This is a genomic window from Pedobacter cryoconitis (assembly GCF_014207135.1).
In the GTDB taxonomy this organism is placed as follows: Bacteria; Bacteroidota; Bacteroidia; order Sphingobacteriales; family Sphingobacteriaceae; genus Pedobacter; species Pedobacter cryoconitis_D.
On record NZ_JACHCC010000005.1, the window covers coordinates 187606 to 205944 of the forward strand.

Annotated in this window: 15 protein-coding genes; 9 read left to right on the forward strand and 6 right to left on the reverse strand. The window is 40.1% G+C overall.

The genetic code is table 11. The features are described 5' to 3' along the window. The first annotated feature begins 169 nt into the window (after nucleotides 1–169). Entirely contained in the window at nucleotides 170–418 is a 249-nt protein-coding gene (locus HDF25_RS10510) for a hypothetical protein (RefSeq protein ID WP_184624713.1), read from the forward strand. Between the two features lie 947 nt (nucleotides 419–1365). Next, nucleotides 1366–1746: a hypothetical protein gene (locus tag HDF25_RS10515; RefSeq protein ID WP_184624714.1), complete on the forward strand. Its 381-nt coding sequence runs from the start codon at nucleotides 1366–1368 to the stop codon at nucleotides 1744–1746. A 146-nt stretch (nucleotides 1747–1892) separates the two neighbouring features. Here the strand turns inward: HDF25_RS10515 and HDF25_RS10520 are convergent, their stop codons facing one another. Both HDF25_RS10520 and HDF25_RS10525 read right to left on the reverse strand, forming a co-directional pair. After that, nucleotides 1893–2825 carry a glycoside hydrolase family 25 protein gene (locus HDF25_RS10520; RefSeq protein WP_184624715.1) on the reverse strand — a complete coding sequence of 311 codons (933 nt, stop codon included), beginning with the start codon at nucleotides 2823–2825 and terminating at the stop codon, nucleotides 1893–1895. Nucleotides 2826–2858: 33 nt separating this feature from the next. Beyond that, nucleotides 2859–4229: a dipeptidase gene (locus HDF25_RS10525; RefSeq protein ID WP_184624716.1), complete on the reverse strand. Its 1371-nt coding sequence runs from the start codon at nucleotides 4227–4229 to the stop codon at nucleotides 2859–2861. Between the two features lie 120 nt (nucleotides 4230–4349). On the opposite strand from HDF25_RS10525, the gene HDF25_RS10530 reads away from it, so the two are divergent. The 4 genes from HDF25_RS10530 (at nucleotide 4350) to HDF25_RS10545 (ending at nucleotide 10453) form a co-directional block, all read left to right on the forward strand. Next, nucleotides 4350–6656: an ATP-dependent helicase gene (locus tag HDF25_RS10530; RefSeq protein WP_184624717.1), complete on the forward strand. Its 2307-nt coding sequence runs from the start codon at nucleotides 4350–4352 to the stop codon at nucleotides 6654–6656. 86 nt (nucleotides 6657–6742) lie between these two features. Continuing rightward, nucleotides 6743–7435 carry a DUF4290 domain-containing protein gene (locus HDF25_RS10535; protein WP_184624718.1) on the forward strand — a complete coding sequence of 231 codons (693 nt, stop codon included), beginning with the start codon at nucleotides 6743–6745 and terminating at the stop codon, nucleotides 7433–7435. A gap of 34 nt (nucleotides 7436–7469) precedes the next feature. Next, complete coding sequence (gene murA, locus HDF25_RS10540; RefSeq protein WP_184624719.1) at nucleotides 7470–8798, forward strand: UDP-N-acetylglucosamine 1-carboxyvinyltransferase; 1329 nt, start codon at nucleotides 7470–7472, stop codon at nucleotides 8796–8798. Nucleotides 8799–8914: 116 nt separating this feature from the next. Then, nucleotides 8915–10453: an ArnT family glycosyltransferase gene (locus tag HDF25_RS10545; protein WP_184624720.1), complete on the forward strand. Its 1539-nt coding sequence runs from the start codon at nucleotides 8915–8917 to the stop codon at nucleotides 10451–10453. A 50-nt stretch (nucleotides 10454–10503) separates the two neighbouring features. Here the strand turns inward: HDF25_RS10545 and HDF25_RS10550 are convergent, their stop codons facing one another. The 4 genes from HDF25_RS10550 to HDF25_RS10565 form a co-directional block, all read right to left on the reverse strand. Further along, nucleotides 10504–11865, reverse strand: coding sequence for a pyridoxal-phosphate dependent enzyme (locus HDF25_RS10550; protein ID WP_184624721.1), 1362 nt, complete (start codon nucleotides 11863–11865; stop codon nucleotides 10504–10506). 157 nt (nucleotides 11866–12022) lie between these two features. Next, nucleotides 12023–13102, reverse strand: a complete 1080-nt coding sequence (gene dprA, locus HDF25_RS10555) for a DNA-processing protein DprA (RefSeq protein WP_184624722.1) — start codon at nucleotides 13100–13102, stop codon at nucleotides 12023–12025. A gap of 47 nt (nucleotides 13103–13149) precedes the next feature. Beyond that, nucleotides 13150–13782 carry a 16S rRNA (guanine(527)-N(7))-methyltransferase RsmG gene (rsmG, locus tag HDF25_RS10560; RefSeq protein ID WP_184624723.1) on the reverse strand — a complete coding sequence of 211 codons (633 nt, stop codon included), beginning with the start codon at nucleotides 13780–13782 and terminating at the stop codon, nucleotides 13150–13152. After that, entirely contained in the window at nucleotides 13773–14894 is a 1122-nt protein-coding gene (locus HDF25_RS10565) for a glycosyltransferase (protein ID WP_184624724.1), read from the reverse strand. Before HDF25_RS10565 ends, rsmG begins: the two co-directional genes overlap by 10 nt. A gap of 135 nt (nucleotides 14895–15029) precedes the next feature. Between HDF25_RS10565 and tgt the strand changes: the two genes are divergently transcribed. From tgt to HDF25_RS10580, 3 genes are read left to right on the forward strand one after another with little or no spacing between them, the layout of a single operon-like run. Beyond that, entirely contained in the window at nucleotides 15030–16160 is a 1131-nt protein-coding gene (tgt, locus tag HDF25_RS10570; protein WP_184624725.1) for a tRNA guanosine(34) transglycosylase Tgt, read from the forward strand. Then, nucleotides 16161–17264, forward strand: coding sequence for an LptF/LptG family permease (locus HDF25_RS10575; RefSeq protein ID WP_184624726.1), 1104 nt, complete (start codon nucleotides 16161–16163; stop codon nucleotides 17262–17264). Continuing rightward, nucleotides 17264–18157 carry a DMT family transporter gene (locus tag HDF25_RS10580; RefSeq protein ID WP_184624727.1) on the forward strand — a complete coding sequence of 298 codons (894 nt, stop codon included), beginning with the start codon at nucleotides 17264–17266 and terminating at the stop codon, nucleotides 18155–18157. Before HDF25_RS10575 ends, HDF25_RS10580 begins: the two co-directional genes overlap by 1 nt. Nucleotides 18158–18339 lie beyond the last annotated feature (182 nt).

An 18339-nucleotide genomic window follows, 5' to 3' on the forward strand; every position in this document is an offset into this window, starting at 1 on the left:
CAGTAATTTTATGTCATAGTCGAAGAATCCAAACGTGGTAATAAGTTTTGCATTGCGACCAAAGGGAAATAGCATTTTGATGGATGTTATGAATGAATCGGAGTTATTATTGAGAGGTACTGTCTCTGGTGTAAAAGCACGTTCAGTAAAACCTTAAATTAGTAATAATATGCAAAAATTTCCTGAATTAAGAAAACAACAAGTCGCTTTAATGCGAGCAGATACCTTAACGGGGCATGTCCTAGATGATGAGTTTATATTGGCGTTGAACAATGTTCAAAAAGTATATACCATATTTGATAATGTTGAGTTGGCTCTAGAATATGCTAAGTCTATAATATTGGAAAATCAAAATATTGAATGTATTATATACGGCTCAAATGAAAAAGTTCTACATTATCTGTCAAAACAGATATAGACTTGTAACTCATAAGCTATAATGCAAAATAACGACAAAGCCTGGTCATGTACTTGCCAGGCTTTATTATTTACTGACCATAAGTTTTTCTAGCATTTGCATCTCTAAGAAATGCGTCGATAATAATCAGTAGGTAAGTTCTGTCCTTTTCCGGTAAATGTTCTATCTGTTGTATCCTTTTAATTGTCTTTTTATAAAAAGAGACACTGGTTTAATTTTTCTCTGTTTTTAGGCCCCTTGATGAGCAGATATATCAGCAGTCTTCATTTCGCGAATCTACTTCGGGATTATTTCTTTATTCAAACAAGATTACGGTTGGTGTACAAACAGACTTACCTTTAGCTAAGTTTGTCGCCACACTGGCAATACTCCCTAAGAAGTAAAATTTACTTATTGATTATTATGTTAAAAGCGATAAAAAAAATCAGGAAAGAAGAACTCGTTTTCGGGTCAATTATGATTTCTACAATTTTAATAAGGAGTCACCCAAATGTACCGGCAATGGCTTCCTCTCTTTTATTGGGATTCTATTATATAGTATTTAGCTGGTATATTTTTCCTGTAGATAAAGATAAACACATTGTGTTTTCAATATTATCGGGATTAGTTTACGCAGTATGTTTAGTTGGGATAGCAATATATTCAGGAAAATTATATGACGGATTATTTTTCTATTACATCGAATTTTTGCTCTTATTACCTCAATTTATTTATCTTCTATTTCAGACAACGTGGGTCGATTATAGGAAACTTCATTTTATGAGAATATTAATTATTATATTTTTAAACATTTACATCTTTTTATTCGTAAGGTAAATCATTCAAAACAAAATGTCATGTAAAGAGTCAAAAGTTAGAGCTTACAAAACTCATCAAACAGGTTTCTCGTTTGGTTCCGGTTGGGGCGCTGGAGCTATGTATAGTAACTCAAGGACAAAATTATTGAGATGACAAAGAAAAAAATTTCAATACAAGACAGCATTATTGTCGGCATAGCTGTAGTTGTGCCATTATTATTCTTAATTGGTTTTGTTTTTCACTCGATTATTTCTAGTCCAAGTACGGTAGAAATAATACAAAAGGACAATCTGATGAAGCATTTTAATGGTAGAATTAATAGAATGCATTTTGATGAAGAAAATCATAATGTAAAATACGCGGTATCAACTAAGACAGAAAAATTCCCAATTTTCAGGAATTGGGAACCATATATAGAAATTGGTGATTCATTATCAAAGACTAAAAACTCTTTTAAGCTGGAAGTCTATAAAAAAAACGGATCAAAAATCATCTTTGATTACAGAGATAATTATAAAAGATTAAAGTAACACGAAGTTAAGAATACAGGTTTAGGTCAGAATTAGCGTATACGATTATAGGGCAAGGTTTTATGATTCGGTGATTGGAAGGTGAATGTTATAGCACTCTTTTCTGAGAAGAGTAGACGTTTCAGCCCTTACGTTTATGGAAATATTTATTTAATCCGCAACTGCTCAAAAGCCAGACTATCCCCCTTAAATGCATTAAAATCAACGATATGATTAATTCCGGTAATCCTCGCTTTATCGGAATGCTGCCAGAAAGACCATTTCGTATCTGTCCCGGCATTAAGCTCAGATTTATAATAATGCGCAATCCATAAAGGATATCCATCAAAATGACCTTTCAGATATTCCCTGTAAAAGACCAGGCCTGAGTAAAGAATAGGTCTCACCTTAGTTTTCTTTTCCACGTGTTTCAGAAAATCTTTCAGCTCTGCTCTCATCTTTTCAGGAGTAACGCCATTGAGCTGTTCTATATCTACTACCGGAGGTAAATCCCCTTCCTCAAACTTAACCGTTTGCAGAAAGAACCTCGCCTGCCATAAACCAGATTTTTTAGGAATAAAATAATGATAGGCCCCGCAGACAATCCCTGCTTTCGGTGCTTCACGCCAGTTACGTGTAAAATAAGGATCGACACTTGATACCCCTTCTGTCGCTTTGATAAAAGCAAACCTGATATGAACATCATCCTCTTTCATCGCCTTCACCTTGTTCCAGTCAATCTTACCCTGATAATAAGAAACATCTATTCCATGAATATTATACTTCTTAGGGATCCGGATCGCATAACTCTGATAAGTTCTGTAGTTTGGATCTTCTCCGATATCCAGGACCCAACGTTTCGCAGAGCTGAAAAACTTCAACACATAACCATAATACAATGGTGAGAACAGAATAAGTAATAACCCGGCAATCACAAATTTCCATTGCAGGGATAGCCCTGTTTTCTTCTTCTGTACAGGTTTCTTCCGCCTTACAGGGGCTTTTGGCACAAGTGGTTTGGGTACGGGAGGTTTCCTTGGGGTAGCTGTTGTTTTCTTGATAGGAGGAGGCACGGGGTAAAAATACAAAAGGGCAGCCATTTGGCCACCCTATGTTTATAGAATTATCAAAAATTATTTGCTTAGCTCAGCAAAATATTTGTGGAACAAAGGCAATGTTTCGATGCCTTTATAATAGTTATAGATATCATATTTCTCATTCGGAGAGTGTAATGCATCACTGTCCAGACCAAAACCTAAAAGAACAGATTTGATACCCAGTACATCCTCGAATAAAGCTACAATCGGAATACTTCCTCCTCCCCTTGTCGGGATAGGTTTTTTACCAAAACTAGTCAGAATTGCTTTTTCAGCAGCACGGTAAGCCACACTGTCTGTAGGAGTAACTACCGGCTCACCACCATGATGTGCATGAACTTTTACCTTTACAAAATCAGGTGCGATACTTTCAAAATGTTTCTGGAAGATTGCAGAAATCTCATCCGAATTCTGGTGAGGCACCAGACGCATAGAAATTTTAGCATTGGCCTTTGAAGGTAATACAGTTTTAGCTCCTTCGCCGATATAACCGCCCCAGATACCATTCACTTCTAAAGTAGGTCTTGTTCCGGTACGTTCTAAAGTAGAATATCCCTTCTCACCCCACTCAGCATTGATATCAAGATCTTTTTTATAGTCTTCCAGATCAAAAGGAGCAGAATTTAATGCTTTCTTTTCGTCTTCTGTCAGTTTTACAACTTTATCATAGAATTCAGGAATAGTAATGTGATTATTCTCATCATGCAATGAAGCAATCATTTTACATAAAATAGTAATCGGATTAGCTACCGCACCACCGTAAACACCTGAGTGAAGATCTCTGTTCGGGCCAGTTACTTCAACTTCCATATAAGCCAGTCCACGTAATCCGGTTTCGATAGATGGGTTCTCCATGCTGATCATCGAAGTATCAGAAATCAATACTACATCAGCTTTTAAACGCTCTTTATTTGCATTGACAAAGATGCCCAGGTTGCTTGATCCAACTTCCTCTTCCCCTTCAATCATGAATTTCACGTTACAGGCCAGTGTATTGGTTTTCATCATCAGTTCAAAAGCCTTTACATGCATATAGAACTGTCCTTTATCATCACAGGCACCACGCGCATAGATCTTTCCGTCACGAACAGTAGGTTCGAAGGGAGGAGTATGCCATAATTCCAGCGGATCTGCTGGCTGCACATCATAATGACCATAAATTAATACCGTAGGCAATGCTGCGTCAATAATTTTCTCACCATATATAATAGGATAACCGGCAGTTTCACAAATCTCCACTTTATCGGCACCTGCTTCTTTCAGTTTTTCAGCCACAAAAGCAGCCGTTTTCAATACATCACCTTTGTATTTAGGGTCTGCACTTACTGAAGGAAAACGTAATAATTCAAACAGCTCTTCTAAAAAACGCTGCTTGTTTTCTTCTACATATTTTTTGATCTCTTGCATAACAAATGATTTTGGACAAATATAGAATAATTGTTCTTATGCAATTTTACCAACATGCTTAAATAACAACTATACTTTTGTTATTTTTGTATCTTTTAATACGCAAAACAGTTTATCAATTTGGATTATTTAGCAGGATTAAACCCTCAGCAACGTGCAGCAGTAGAGAATACCAAAGGACCGGCAATGATTGTCGCCGGTGCGGGATCGGGAAAAACAAGGGTAATTACCTACAGGGTAGCGCACCTTATTGAAACCGGGGTCGATGCATTTAACATTTTAGTCTTGACCTTTACCAACAAAGCTTCGAAAGATATGCGTGAGCGTATCTCTAAAGTAGTCGGTACAGAGGCCAAAAACCTGTGGATGGGAACCTTTCACTCGGTATTTGCTAAAATATTACGTGTAGAAGCCGAAAAGATAGGTTATCCGTCAAATTTCACCATTTATGATACTGATGACAGTAAAAGTCTGATCAGGGCTATCCTGCGTGAAATGCAGCTGGATGATAAATTGTATAATGCAAACTTTGTCTATAACCGCATCTCTTCAGCCAAGAACAACCTGGTTAGTCATGTAGAATATATGAAAAGCGCAGAAATCCAGGCAGAGGATATCAGTAATAAACGTCCTTTGATAGGTTCTATCTATGAAACCTATACCAAACGCTGTTTCAAGGCTGGTGCTATGGATTTTGATGATTTGCTGTTCAAAACCAATGTCTTATTAAAAGATAATCCCGACGTATTAAATAAATACCAGCAGAAATTTAAATACCTGATGGTGGATGAGTACCAGGATACCAACTTTTCACAATATACAATTGTCAAAAAACTGGCTGCAGCCTATCAGAACATCTGTGTTGTAGGTGACGATGCACAGAGTATTTATGGTTTCCGTGGTGCAAACATTCAGAATATCCTCAATTTTGAGAAGGATTACCCTGATCTGAAAGTCTATAAATTAGAGCAGAACTACCGCTCTACTCAAAATATCGTTGATGTTGCCAACAGTATCATTGCGAACAACAAAAACCAGCTCGAGAAAAATGTATTTTCCGAGAATGAATCAGGAGACCGGATTAAGGTTTCGCGTGCTTTCACTGACAATGAGGAAGGTAAAATAGTTGCCGAATCCATCGTACAGGAAAGAACATCCAAAGGTTTAAATTATAATGATTTTGCCATCCTTTACCGTACCAATGCTCAGTCAAGGGCTATGGAGGAAGGTTTAAGAAAACTGAACATCCCTTATAAGATCTTCGGCGGACTTTCTTTCTATCAACGTAAGGAGATCAAGGATTTAATCGCTTATTTCCGTCTGACTTTCAATCCAAGTGATGAAGAAGCAGTCAAAAGGGTGATCAATTATCCAAAAAGAGGATTAGGTGATACTACTGTTGATAAGATTATTGTAGCTGCCGACGAGCATGATATCACCATGTGGCAGGTCATCAATGAACCTCAGACTTATATCCCCGGTCGTGTGGCCAATCAGCTGAACGATTTCGCAATGCTGATCAAAAGTTTCCAGGCTGAATCCAAAAAGCTGGATGCCTATGAAACTGCTTTATACATCGCACAACATTCTGGTATACTGAAAGAACTGCACACGGATGACAGTGTCGAAGGCCGCAGCAGATATGAAAACATTCAGGAGTTACTGAATGGTATTAAAGAATTTGCTGAACGTGAGGACATTGAGGACAGAAGTCTTGCAATATTTATGCAGGATATCGCGTTGTTAACCAATGACGACAGACAGGACGATAAAGAAAAAGATACCGTTTCCCTGATGACGATCCACTCGGCAAAAGGACTTGAATTTAAGAACGTTTTTGTTGTAGGACTGGAAGAAAACCTGTTCCCTTCACAAATGTCGCTCAATTCAAGAACAGATCTGGAAGAAGAACGCAGGTTATTCTACGTAGCGATCACCCGTGCAGAGAAGAAACTGACCCTGACCTATGCCACTTCAAGATATCGCTGGGGTACACTGACCAATTGTGAGCCGAGCCGGTTTATCAGTGAAATCAGTGCCAGGTTCCTTGAACTGGAAACCATCAAAGCGCCTAAAACGAGCCTGAGTTCGGATAGTTTTGACGGAGAACGCAGATCATGGACACAGCAGCGGGATTCTTTCAGCAAACCGAAGCCAGCCACCTCAGGATCAGCTACTCAGACAGCACCTGTAAGACCTAAAACCAGTACGATGTTGCCTACTGCACACATCCCTACCCCTGGATTTACGCCTGATGCAGCCAATGCATTTCAGAATGGAATGGAAGTGGAACATGAGAAGTTTGGTTTTGGTAAAATCATCAACCTGGAAGGCACTTTACCGGACGTAAAAGCAACGGTATTTTTCCAGGGATTAGGAAACAAGCAATTGTTATTAAAATTTGCTAAATTGCGGATTGTAAAATAAGGTTTATCTTTAACCAGGAATACATAAAAAAGGCGCCTGGAGCCTTAATAATCCCCCTTCAGCGAATACCACAAGAAATAAATAGAATGAATTTCGATTACAATACCACAAGAAACGAGCTAATTCTTGCAGAATACGGACGTAATGTACAGAACATGGTGAAGTACATTTGCGAACTTCCGGACCTGGAAGAACGCAATAAGTATGCTCAGGCAGTGATAGATCTGATGGGTTTTTTAAACCCTCATCTAAGGGATGTTGCCGATTTCAAGCATAAATTATGGGATCATTTACATATCATCTCCGGTTATAAAATCGAAGTTGATAGTCCTTATCCTAAACCAACACCAGAAATGGCATTGGTTAAACCTGCGCATATCGGTTATCCGCAGCAAAGAATTAAATACAAACACTACGGTAAAACTGTTGAAGTGATGATCGAAAGAGCCATCGCTGTAGAAGAACCGGAGCGTCGCGCAGCACTGGTTCAGGGCATCGCCAACTTTATGAAAATGGCCTATGTGACCTGGAATAAAGACAGCGTAGCGGATGAAACCATTCTGAAAAACCTGAGTGAATTATCAGGTGGTTTACTGCGTCTGGAAGAAAATATCAACCTGAACAAAGTTGAATTCAGACCGGCAGTTAACAGAGCTTCGACCAATACCAACCGCGGCCGCAATAACAACAACAATAATAATAAGGGAAGGCAGAATAACAATAATAACAACAATAACCGCCCGCGCAGCAGCAATCCCAACCCCAAACAAAGACATTAAAAGAGCAGATTTAGACAATATAGGTTAATAGCACATGAACGCATTTGAAATTATAGGTGGGAAGAAATTAAAAGGTGAAATCCATCCTCAGGGGGCTAAAAATGAAGCCTTGCAGATTATATCTGCCGTTTTACTGACAGAAGAAAAAGTTACGGTCAGTAATATTCCTGACATCAAGGATGTCAATAAACTGATTGAACTTTTAGGAGATTTAGGCGTTCAGGTGAACCGTTTATCAAAAGATACATATACTTTTGAAGCCAAAAATATCGATCTGGAATTCTTTAAATCAGCTACCTTCAAAGCAAAAGGAGGAAGTTTAAGAGGTTCAATTATGATCGTAGGGCCATTGCTGGGCCGCTTCGGACAGGCAGCTATCCCTAAACCGGGTGGTGATAAAATTGGCCGCAGAAGACTGGATACCCACTTCCTTGGTTTTGAAAAATTAGGTGCCAAATTCGTTTATGATGCCAAAGAATCCTTCTTTAATGTAGATGCAACCAATCTTCAGGGAGCTTATATCCTTTTAGACGAAGCTTCTGTAACAGGTACAGCAAACATTGTCATGGCTGCAGTTCTGGCTAAAGGAATCACTACTATATATAATGCTGCCTGTGAACCCTATTTACAGCAGTTATGTAAAATGCTTAACCGCATGGGTGCCAAAATATCCGGAATTGGCTCAAACCTTTTGACTATCGAAGGGGTGACGAAACTGGGTGGTACAGAGCACAAAATGTTACCTGATATGATTGAAATTGGTTCTTTCATTGGCCTTGCTGCTATGACAGAATCAGAAATCACCATCAAAAACGTATGTTATGATGAGCTGGGTGTAATTCCTGATGTATTCAGAAAATTAGGGATCAACTTTGAACGCAGAGGCGATGATATTTATATCCCTTCTCAGAAACATTATATTATCGATACTTTCATCGACGGATCTATCCTGACTATTGCAGATTCACCATGGCCAGGCTTTACCCCTGACCTGTTGAGCATTGTGCTGGTTATTGCTACACAAGCTAAAGGATCAATCCTGATCCACCAGAAGATGTTCGAGAGCCGTTTGTTCTTTGTGGATAAACTAATTGAAATGGGCGCACAGATCATTTTATGTGATCCGCACAGAGCTACTGTTAATGGAATCAACAAACAATATAAATTAAGAGGTATCAGTATGACTTCTCCTGACATCAGGGCTGGAGTTTCCCTTCTGATTGCTGCTTTATCAGCGGAAGGAACCTCAACTATATACAATATCGAGCAGATTGAGCGTGGTTACCAGGATATCGATACGCGTTTACGTGCATTAGGTGCGCAGATTAAACGTATCGATGATGCAGGTTCTCCCTCTCACTAATCATTAAAGATGTTATCGAAAACCGGAATTTCTATTCCGGTTTTTTTGTTTCCTGTCAATTAGTTATGTAACTTAATAGTCTATTAATTATCTAATTGCTACAAAAACAATCGATAATGCGCTCACACAACTACCAATCTTCTGAAAGCAACTTCCTGATTTTTCTTTTTGCCTGTCTCAGTCTGACCCTTCATCTGATCGGGTTAAACAATTATGGCATTAACCGTGATGAATATTTGCATATTGCACTGGGTAACCATCTGGCTTTTGGCTATGCAGAGGTCCCTCCTTTCATTGCACTGGTAGCCAGATTTTCGGTCAGCACTTTCGGTGACAGTGCTTTTGCCATTCGCCTGATTCCAGCTATTTTCGCAGCCTTAACGGTATTGACCGCAGGCCTGATTGTTAATGAAATCGGCGGCAGACGCCTTGCAGTTACGCTTTGCGGACTCGCACTTTGTTTCTCACCAGGTTTTCTGGCGACTGGTTATCTGTTACAGCCCGTGGCCTTTGACCAGTTCTGGTGGACCATGACCTTTTTTCTGCTGATCAAATATATTTATACCGGGAAAACCAAATATTTACTATGGCTGGGCCCTGTTGTCGGCCTTGGTTTATTGACTAAATATGCCATTCTGTTTATTATCCTGTCAGTTACAGCTGGTCTTTTATTAACTAAACAGCGCAATATTCTAAGTAAAAAGCAGGTTTATATAGCTGCATTCATTGCTTTTCTGATTTTCCTTCCAAACCTGATCTGGCAGTATCTTCACCACTGGCCTGTAGTAACTCATATGAAGGAGCTGACTGAAACTCAGCTGACACACAATACTGTAGGGGGGTTCATCAAATCACAACTCATCGCACAAGGAACTGCATTCCTAATCTGGCTGCCTGGTTTATTCCTGGTGTTTTCACATCATAAGTTAAACCGTTTAAGATGGATTGGCTTCAGTTACGTTCTGCTTATTGTGACACTGATCTATTTTCAGGGAAAGGATTATTACGCTTTTGGGATCTATCCGGTCCTATTCGCAGTGAGTGCTTATGGGATTGAACTGATCACCGGGCGTATCAATCCAGCCCTAAAATATGCTGTTGCTATTCTGATTATATTACCTAATTTACTGCTCATACCCTTGGTTATCCCCATTTTGCCAGTGAATACTACTGCTGCCTATCTCAAAACTATGCATCTCGATGATCTTTTATACTGGGAAGACAGGCAAAAACACCCGATAACCCAGGACTATGCTGATATGATTGGCTGGGAAGAAATGACTGCGATAACAGCGGAAGCTTATCAGACCATCCCCGAAATACACCGCAAAAACACGACTATTTTTGCTGAAAATTACGGGGAAGCAGGGGCTATTGATCACCTGGGTAAGAAATATAATCTTCCGGCAAGCGTCTCCTTAAGCAGTAGTTTTACGCTTTGGGCACCAGAACAGATTCCTTATCAGTACCTGATTTATATTGATGATAAGGGACAGGTAGAAAAAACCAAACCGGCATATACCAATGCTACGCTGGTTGGTACAGTAAGTAATGAATACTCAAGGGAAAACGGCACTAAAATCTGGCTGCTTTCAGCACCTGTAAAAGATGTTAATCCCGGTTATCAGTCAGCACTGAAAGCCAAAAGGCCATAAAAAAGCCTGTCTGGTTAACCAGACAGGCTCCATTTTAATCAATCGCTGTCTTATGCAGATATAGCGTTGATAATATCATATTGTGTGATAATTTCGAAATTTCCATGTTCATCTTCTACCAGTACCGCGCTGTTTTCTTTGTTGATCAGTGCAGAGATCTTATCAATAGAAGTATTCAGATCTACAAACGGGAAGGTTGCAGACATAATCTCTTTTACCGGTGCAGACTTTAAGGAAGGGTTTTCCATTAATGCTCTCAGGATATCTCCCTCAGCCAGTTTACCTACAACCATGCCCTGCTGGGTAACCGGGATCTGCGAAATGTTCAGCATATTCATCGTATTGATGGCTTCAACGATAGTTTTTTCACAATCGATAGTTACAATCTCAGAATGCTCTTTTTTGGCCAGGATAGATTTAGCTGTCAGCTTTTCGTCTTTCAGGAAACCACGTTCTCTCAACCAGTCTTCATTGTACATCTTACCCATATAACGGCTTCCATGATCATGGAAGATCACGACAACTACGTCCTCAGGTTTCAGTTTATCTTTCAGCTGAAGTAAACCAGCAATTGCCGAACCAGCAGAGTTTCCTACAAATATCCCCTCTTTGCGGGCAATATCACGGGTCATCAATGCAGCATCCTTATCTGTAACCTTTTCAAAAAGATCAATCACATCAAAATCTACATTTTTTGGCAAGAAATCTTCTCCAATACCTTCAGTAATGTAAGGATAGATCTCATTTTTATCAAGAATACCTGTCTCTTTATACTTTTTGAAGACCGAACCATAGGTGTCAATTCCCCATACTTTAATATCAGGGTTCTGCTCTTTCAGATAACGGCCAGTACCAGATATTGTTCCTCCGGTTCCTACACCAACAACAAGATGGGTAATTTTACCTTCAGTCTGTGCCCAGATCTCAGGACCAGTCTGCTCATAATGTGCTGCTGAATTAGCCAGGTTATCATATTGATTAGGCTTCCATGAATTAGGTACTTCACGCTCCAGACGGGAAGAAACCGAATAGTAAGAACGCGGATCTTCTGGTTCAACGTTAGTAGGACAAACGATTACTTCTGCCCCAAAGGCACGTAAAGCATCTACTTTTTCCTTAGACTGTTTATCTGTAGTTGTGAAAATACACTTATATCCTTTAATAATAGCGGCCATAGCCAGGCCCATCCCGGTATTTCCAGAAGTTCCTTCAATGATTGTTCCGCCTGGTTTAAGCTTACCGCTTTTTTCGGCATCTTCAATCATCTTTAAAGCCATACGGTCTTTAATCGAGTTTCCCGGATTAGTGGTCTCCACTTTTGCCAGTACTGTCGCCTTAATTTCTTTCGTAACATTGTTCAATCGCACCAACGGTGTGTTGCCAATAGTCTCTAATATATTATTATACCACATGTTACAAAAGTACGACTTGATTCCTAGAATTTTATTTCTATTATATATTCAAAATCAAATTTTGTATTATTTATTTTAATAAAATTATATTCCGATTCATCATCTAACCAGACACTTACACAGTGCTATTATATGGCAAACTGAAGACAAACCATCGTTAAATCAGCTGATAAATCTTCCCCGGAAGAGAGATTATGACACCTTTCATCTCCAGATTCAGCAGATGTAAGGCCAGGTTATGGTGTTGAATATCAGCTTTCAGAAAGAGTTCATTCATAGTCAAAGGCCCCGTTTTCAGTAAATCTGAGAGCTGTGTTTCCACTACAGAGAGCCCGTGTACAACTGCCGGAATAGAGATTTTCACAGGATCCCAGCCCATATAATAGACCAAATCCAGTGGCTCATTGATCAAAGCAGCACGATTAGTTTTGATCAGGAAATTACAGCCTTGTGAATACACATCTGTTGCTTTTCCGGGAAAAGCAAAAACATCCCTGTCGTATGAATTAGCCAGCTCAGCAGTGATTAATGCCCCTCCCTTTAGTGCAGCCTCCACGACTACAACTACATCAGCCAGACCGGCAATCACCCTGTTCCGTCTTGGAAAATTACCTTTACCGGGAATTGTTTTTAGTGGGAATTCTGTCAGCAATCCTCCGTTTTTCAGCATTGCATCAGCTGTTTTACGGTGTACAGCAGGATAGATCCGGTCCAGTCCATGCCCAAGGACGCCTACCGTAGGAATCTGACAAGAGAGACTTTCCCGATGCGCTGCCACATCAATTCCGTAAGCCAGTCCGCTAATCACCAATACATCATAATGCTGTAACAGGCAGACCAGCTGCCGGCAGAGCATTAACCCATAAGGGGTAGCCATCCTGGTCCCTACAATACTGACTATTCTGGAATGGTTCAGATCGGCTGTGCCCCGGTAATATAATAACACCGGGGCATCATAACAGTTCTTTAAACGCCTCGGGTAAAGGTTATCTGTATAAAAAAGGATGTTTATCTGATATTGCTCAAGGAGTTTTAATTCCTCCGCAGCCAGGAATAATGCATCTGTGCGGAGGATTTCGGCGGCAAGGAAACTGTTAATTCCCTCAGCTTCCATTAACTGCTGTTTACCGGCAGAGAAAATAGCTTCAGGGCTTCCGAAACGGGCCAGCAGGTTTTTCGCTGCTATATGACCAATACCTTTAATATAGGTAAGTGCGATCTGATGGATTAGACTCATGAGCTAAATTAATACTTAGCCCATTCATACTGGTAATCTATTTTACCTTAACAGGGAATATAAACGACGAATTTCGTCTCAAAGAAATCTTCTTCAAAATAGGCAGAAAGTGGGTACAACTCCGCTTTTAACCTGGATTCCTGGATTTCTTCGGCCAGCTCCCCTCCTTTTAAATACAAAATACCATTGGAAATTGCATTTTTAGAGTTTTTATTGAACTTATCCTTTATCCAGGGATAAAAGTCGATCAGGCGGGTCACCGCACGGGAAACCACAAAATCGTATTTATCATCAACCTGCTCAGCTCTTAAATGGGAAGCTTTCACATTCTTTAAACCTAAAGCAGCGGCCACTTCAGTCACTACTTTAATCTTTTTACCGATAGAATCTACCAGGTGAAACTCTGTTTCCGGAAACAGAATGGCCAGTGGAATACCCGGAAAACCTCCTCCTGTACCTACATCCAGGACTTTTTCTCCCGGTTTGAATGTACAGAACTTTGCAATTCCCAGAGAATGCAGGATATGACGTTCATAGAGTTCTTCGATATCTTTTCTGGAAATCACATTGATCTGCGCATTCCAGAAACTATATAAATCAAACAACTGATCAAACTTGGCGATCTGATCTTCACTAAGGTCTTTAAAATACTTTTGTATGAGGGCTGAGCTTATTTCCACTTTACTTTTTTAACAAATATAGACAGAATGCCATTAAACACTAAGAAAATGAACAGTAGAATATCCAATACAGGAAACCACCATCTTAAATCAGGGTAATTCAGGCGTTTTAACAATCGGGGATAAATGAAACTTCTGATGATCAGACTTAAGGCAAAAATGCCACAAGCCACGTACAGTGCCGGTTTAAAAAACAACAGAGCTATAAACAATGCATAGAATAAAAACTGGAATATAATCTGCACAGATAAGATAAACTTATGTTTGGCCTTGTAGAATTTACCTGCGCCAAAATGTCTTTTCTTTTGTCTCAGATAGGCCCCGAAAGATGTATTTGGAACTGACCAGATATGGGTTTCAGGGTTTATACGGATCTCTGTATTATCTTTATTGGCATGCGCATTCACAAACAAATCATCATCTCCCGAAGGGATGTGCATATGTGCCGCGAAGCCTTTATTTTTGAAAAACAATGACTTTTTATAAGCCATATTCCGGCCAACTCCCATATAAGGCATGCCCTTGACCGCGAATGAAAGATAGTTAACGGCTGTAAAAAATGTTTCAAAACGGATCAGGCTGTTCAGCAATCCACGTTTGCGCATATAAGGAGAATACCCAAGGACAATCGCATTTTTGTAATTTTCAGAAGGCTGCATCCCCATTAACCAGTTTTCGGAAGCCGGCTGACAATCGGCATCGGTAAATACCAGCCATTCATGCGAGGCGGCTTTAATTCCCATGGTCACTGCAAACTTTTTACCAGCTATAAATTTCTCTCCTTCAGCAACAGTAACGATCTTAAGGTGACTGTACTGCGCCGCAAACCCCTCCAGTATGTCACTGGTCTTGTCCCATGAACGGTCATTGACAACAATAACCTCAAAATCAGGGTATTTCTGCTGCAATACGGCGGGTAAGTATTGGGTAAGGTTCTCTGCTTCATTACGCGCACAGATAATTACACTCAAAGGTTTGGCAGCCTGGGCTGGCAGCTCTTCTACTTTAATCAGGGCCAGCTTTAAATGTATAAACAAACTGAAATACAAGGAAACGGCAAAACAAAAAACGAGGGCACCCAGCAGGCAACTCTCTAATAAGGTTAATTCCACGATGGTTTTTTTGACAAGCGTCAAATTTCTGCTTTTTAATCTATAAAGCCGTCCTATGTTGATAAAAAATTTAAACGGGTAAACCGGGTGTTTTTTCCTACTTTTGCCGAGATTTTTTGAAGCGTACACACATTTATGAAATTTACCTTACAGGCAAACGATACCCAGTCAAAAGCAAGGGCGGGAACAGTTACTACCGCTCATGGCGACATCCAAACACCGATTTTTATGCCAGTGGGCACCGCAGGAACGGTCAAAGCTGTTCATCAGCGCGAGCTCAAGAATGATATTGATGCACAGATTATTTTAGGAAATACCTATCATTTATATCTCAGACCGGGACTCGATGTACTGGAAGGCGCAGGTGGTTTGCACAAATTTATAGGCTGGGACCGCCCGATTTTAACAGATAGCGGAGGATACCAGGTCTATTCTTTAAGTAAAGTAAACAAGATCAAAGAAGAAGGGGTAACCTTCCGTTCTCATATTGACGGTTCGAAACACCTTTTCAGCCCTGAATATGCGATGGATATACAGCGTACCATTGGTGCCGATATTATCATGGCATTTGATGAATGTACACCTTATCCTTGTGATTATAAATACGCGGCGAACTCTATTAATATGACGCACCGCTGGTTAAAACGCTGCTGTGCACGTTTTGATTCCACTGAGCCTAAATACGGCTTTGACCAGACTTTATTCCCTATCGTACAGGGTTCAGTTTATAAAGACCTGAGGGTTAAATCAGCAGAATTTATCGCTTCGATGAACCGTGAAGGAAACGCTATCGGCGGTCTTTCGGTAGGTGAACCGGCCGAAGAAATGTACGGTATGACCGAAGTAGTTTGTGATATTTTACCGGCAGACAAACCCCGTTACCTGATGGGTGTGGGCACACCAATCAATATTTTAGAGAATATTGCGTTAGGAGTAGATATGTTTGACTGTGTAATGCCAACCAGAAACGCCCGTAACGGAATGCTTTTCACCAGAAACGGAATTATCAATATCGGTAACAAAAAATGGGCAGATGACTTCTCTCCTATTGATCCTGAAAGTGACCTATATGCTGATCAGGTTTATTCTAAAGCTTACCTGAGACACCTGATGCACTCGAAAGAAATGCTTGGCGCGCAAATTGCAACCCTGCATAATCTTCATTTTTATCTGTGGCTGGTTAAAGAAGCCCGCGAAAAGATCATCAGCGGCGAGTTTTACGCCTGGAAGAACAAAATGGTGACTATATTAGGGAATAAATTATAAATGAATATCCTCAAGGGCAGATTTAAAATTATTGATCGCTACATTATTGGCAAATACCTGGGTACATTTATTTATACCCTGACTGTCTTTGTGATCATTATTGTCATTTTTGATTTATCAGAAAAACTGGATGACTTTTTAAGAAGCAAGTTGTCTGCCTGGCAGGTCCTCACCCTTTATTATGCGGGTTCCATCCCATTTTATGTAAACATGTTATCTCCCCTGATCAACTTTATTGCGGTAATTTTCTTTACCGCGAAGATGGCTGATCAGACTGAAATAGTTCCAATTTTAAGCGGGGGTGTAAGTTTCAACCGGTTCTTACAGCCCTACTTTATCTCAGCTTTTATCATATTCTCGGCCAATCTGGGCTCCAATTTATACATCCTGCCTTATACGAACAAGCTTAAAAACAGCTTTGAAAATACTTATGTAAAGCGGAACGACCCGACAAGCAAGACGAATATCCATATGAAGCTGGATAAAAACACCTACATCTATATTGATAATTTCGACAATAAAACAAAATCTGGTTACCGCTTTATGCTCGATAATTTTGACGGCGATGTATTAACCAAAAAGCTGATTGCAGAACAAATCAAATGGGATTCTGTCAAACGCAGCTGGAAACTGATCAATTATTCAGTCCGGACCGTGCATGGCCTGAAAGAATCTATGTTCAAAAGCATCGACAAACCCAAGGATACTATCCTGGATATGCGTCCTGATGACTTCTCTGCCTACGATAATATTTATGAAATATTAACCAATAAGGAGCTTTCTGATAAAATCAGAAAAGAAAAAATCAGGGGTACAGGTATCTGGAACGACCTTCTTTTTGAACAGTATAAACGCTGGCTGCAACCTTTATCTGCCTTCGTACTAACGTTGATCGGCGTTGCCCTCTCTTCCCGTAAAGTACGTGGGGGCGTTGGTTTACCACTGGGAATAGGAATTATTCTGAGTTTCCTGTACATTGTGATGAACCAGTTCGCTAAAATGTTTTCGCTTAAAGGCGGTATCCCGCCCTTACTGGCTGTCCTGATACCAACTCTGTTTTTCGGCTTACTCGGGCTCTATCTCCTAAAAAAAGCGCCAAAATAATGACCGCACTCTCTGCTTCCGCGATTAAAAGAAACTTGCTTATTCTTCATTTCACGGTTTTCATCTGGGGTTTTACAGGCATCCTGGGCGCGCTAATTTCTATAGATGCAGTACAGATGGTCTGGTACAGGGTTCTGATTGCCAGCATCACCTTACTGATCTATTTTAAAGCCACTAAATTCAGTATTAAGGTTACGCGGAAGGAATTTCTGCAATTCTTCTTTACAGGCAGTATTGTTGCGCTTCACTGGATTCTTTTTTTTCAGGCCATCAAAGTATCAACTGTATCTGTAACGCTTGTCTGCCTCTCCTCTTTCACGTTATTCACAGCCATCCTTGAACCCATCATCAAAAAGACCGCCCTGCAACCTGGTGATATCTTTATCGGGATCGTAATTATCATTGGCATTTATCTTATTTTTAAATTCGAATCCAATTATACAGCAGGCATAATTTTTGGTCTTTCGGCAGCTGTAGCTTCCAGTTTATTTTCTATTATCAACTCCAATTTCGCTCAGAAAAGTGACGCCAAAGTGATCAGTTTTTATGAACTTTCAGGTGCGTTTTTCTGGATCACCGTGTATCGTTTATTTGATCATAGCCTGCTTCATGAAAGCTTCAATCTGAGTGTATCCGACTGGATCTGTCTGCTGATCCTGGGCACCGTTTGTACTGCCCTTGCCTATATAGCCGGCGTGTCAGTCATGCGCACTTTATCTGCCTTCAGGGTAGCGCTGATCAGTAACCTTGAGCCTGTCTACGGGATCATTCTGGCCTTCCTTTTTTTCGGTCATAAAGAGACCATGTCCGCAGGTTTTTACTGTGGTTCAGCCTTAATTCTGGGTGCCGTTTTTCTATATCCGATCTACAAGAAACGTCAAAGTAAAAGTTGATTTAAAGAGGAGGGAAGCTCCTGTAAAACTACCCTTCTTCCTGAACAGTCCCTGGTTTTTATTTTTTGTTTTGAATGGAATAAGTGTATATTCATCGCATGATTAAAAGCGGACAATAAACGCATGGCGATAAAACCAGGATCAGGGTGTTACAAGAGTTAAAATCAAATAAAAAAACTGAT

Coding starts and splice junctions, on each gene's coding strand:
- HDF25_RS10550 (WP_184624721.1), bottom strand. CDS start 11,865: ATGTGGTATAATAATATATTAGAGACTATTGGCAACACACCGTTGGTG.
- HDF25_RS10520 (WP_184624715.1), bottom strand. CDS start 2,825: ATGGCTGCCCTTTTGTATTTTTACCCCGTGCCTCCTCCTATCAAGAAA.
- dprA (WP_184624722.1), bottom strand. CDS start 13,102: ATGAGTCTAATCCATCAGATCGCACTTACCTATATTAAAGGTATTGGT.
- HDF25_RS10525 (WP_184624716.1), bottom strand. CDS start 4,229: ATGCAAGAGATCAAAAAATATGTAGAAGAAAACAAGCAGCGTTTTTTA.
- HDF25_RS10515 (WP_184624714.1), top strand. CDS start 1,366: ATGACAAAGAAAAAAATTTCAATACAAGACAGCATTATTGTCGGCATA.
- tgt (WP_184624725.1), top strand. CDS start 15,030: ATGAAATTTACCTTACAGGCAAACGATACCCAGTCAAAAGCAAGGGCG.
- HDF25_RS10575 (WP_184624726.1), top strand. CDS start 16,161: ATGAATATCCTCAAGGGCAGATTTAAAATTATTGATCGCTACATTATT.
- HDF25_RS10545 (WP_184624720.1), top strand. CDS start 8,915: ATGCGCTCACACAACTACCAATCTTCTGAAAGCAACTTCCTGATTTTT.
- HDF25_RS10510 (WP_184624713.1), top strand. CDS start 170: ATGCAAAAATTTCCTGAATTAAGAAAACAACAAGTCGCTTTAATGCGA.
- HDF25_RS10535 (WP_184624718.1), top strand. CDS start 6,743: ATGAATTTCGATTACAATACCACAAGAAACGAGCTAATTCTTGCAGAA.
- HDF25_RS10580 (WP_184624727.1), top strand. CDS start 17,264: ATGACCGCACTCTCTGCTTCCGCGATTAAAAGAAACTTGCTTATTCTT.
- murA (WP_184624719.1), top strand. CDS start 7,470: ATGAACGCATTTGAAATTATAGGTGGGAAGAAATTAAAAGGTGAAATC.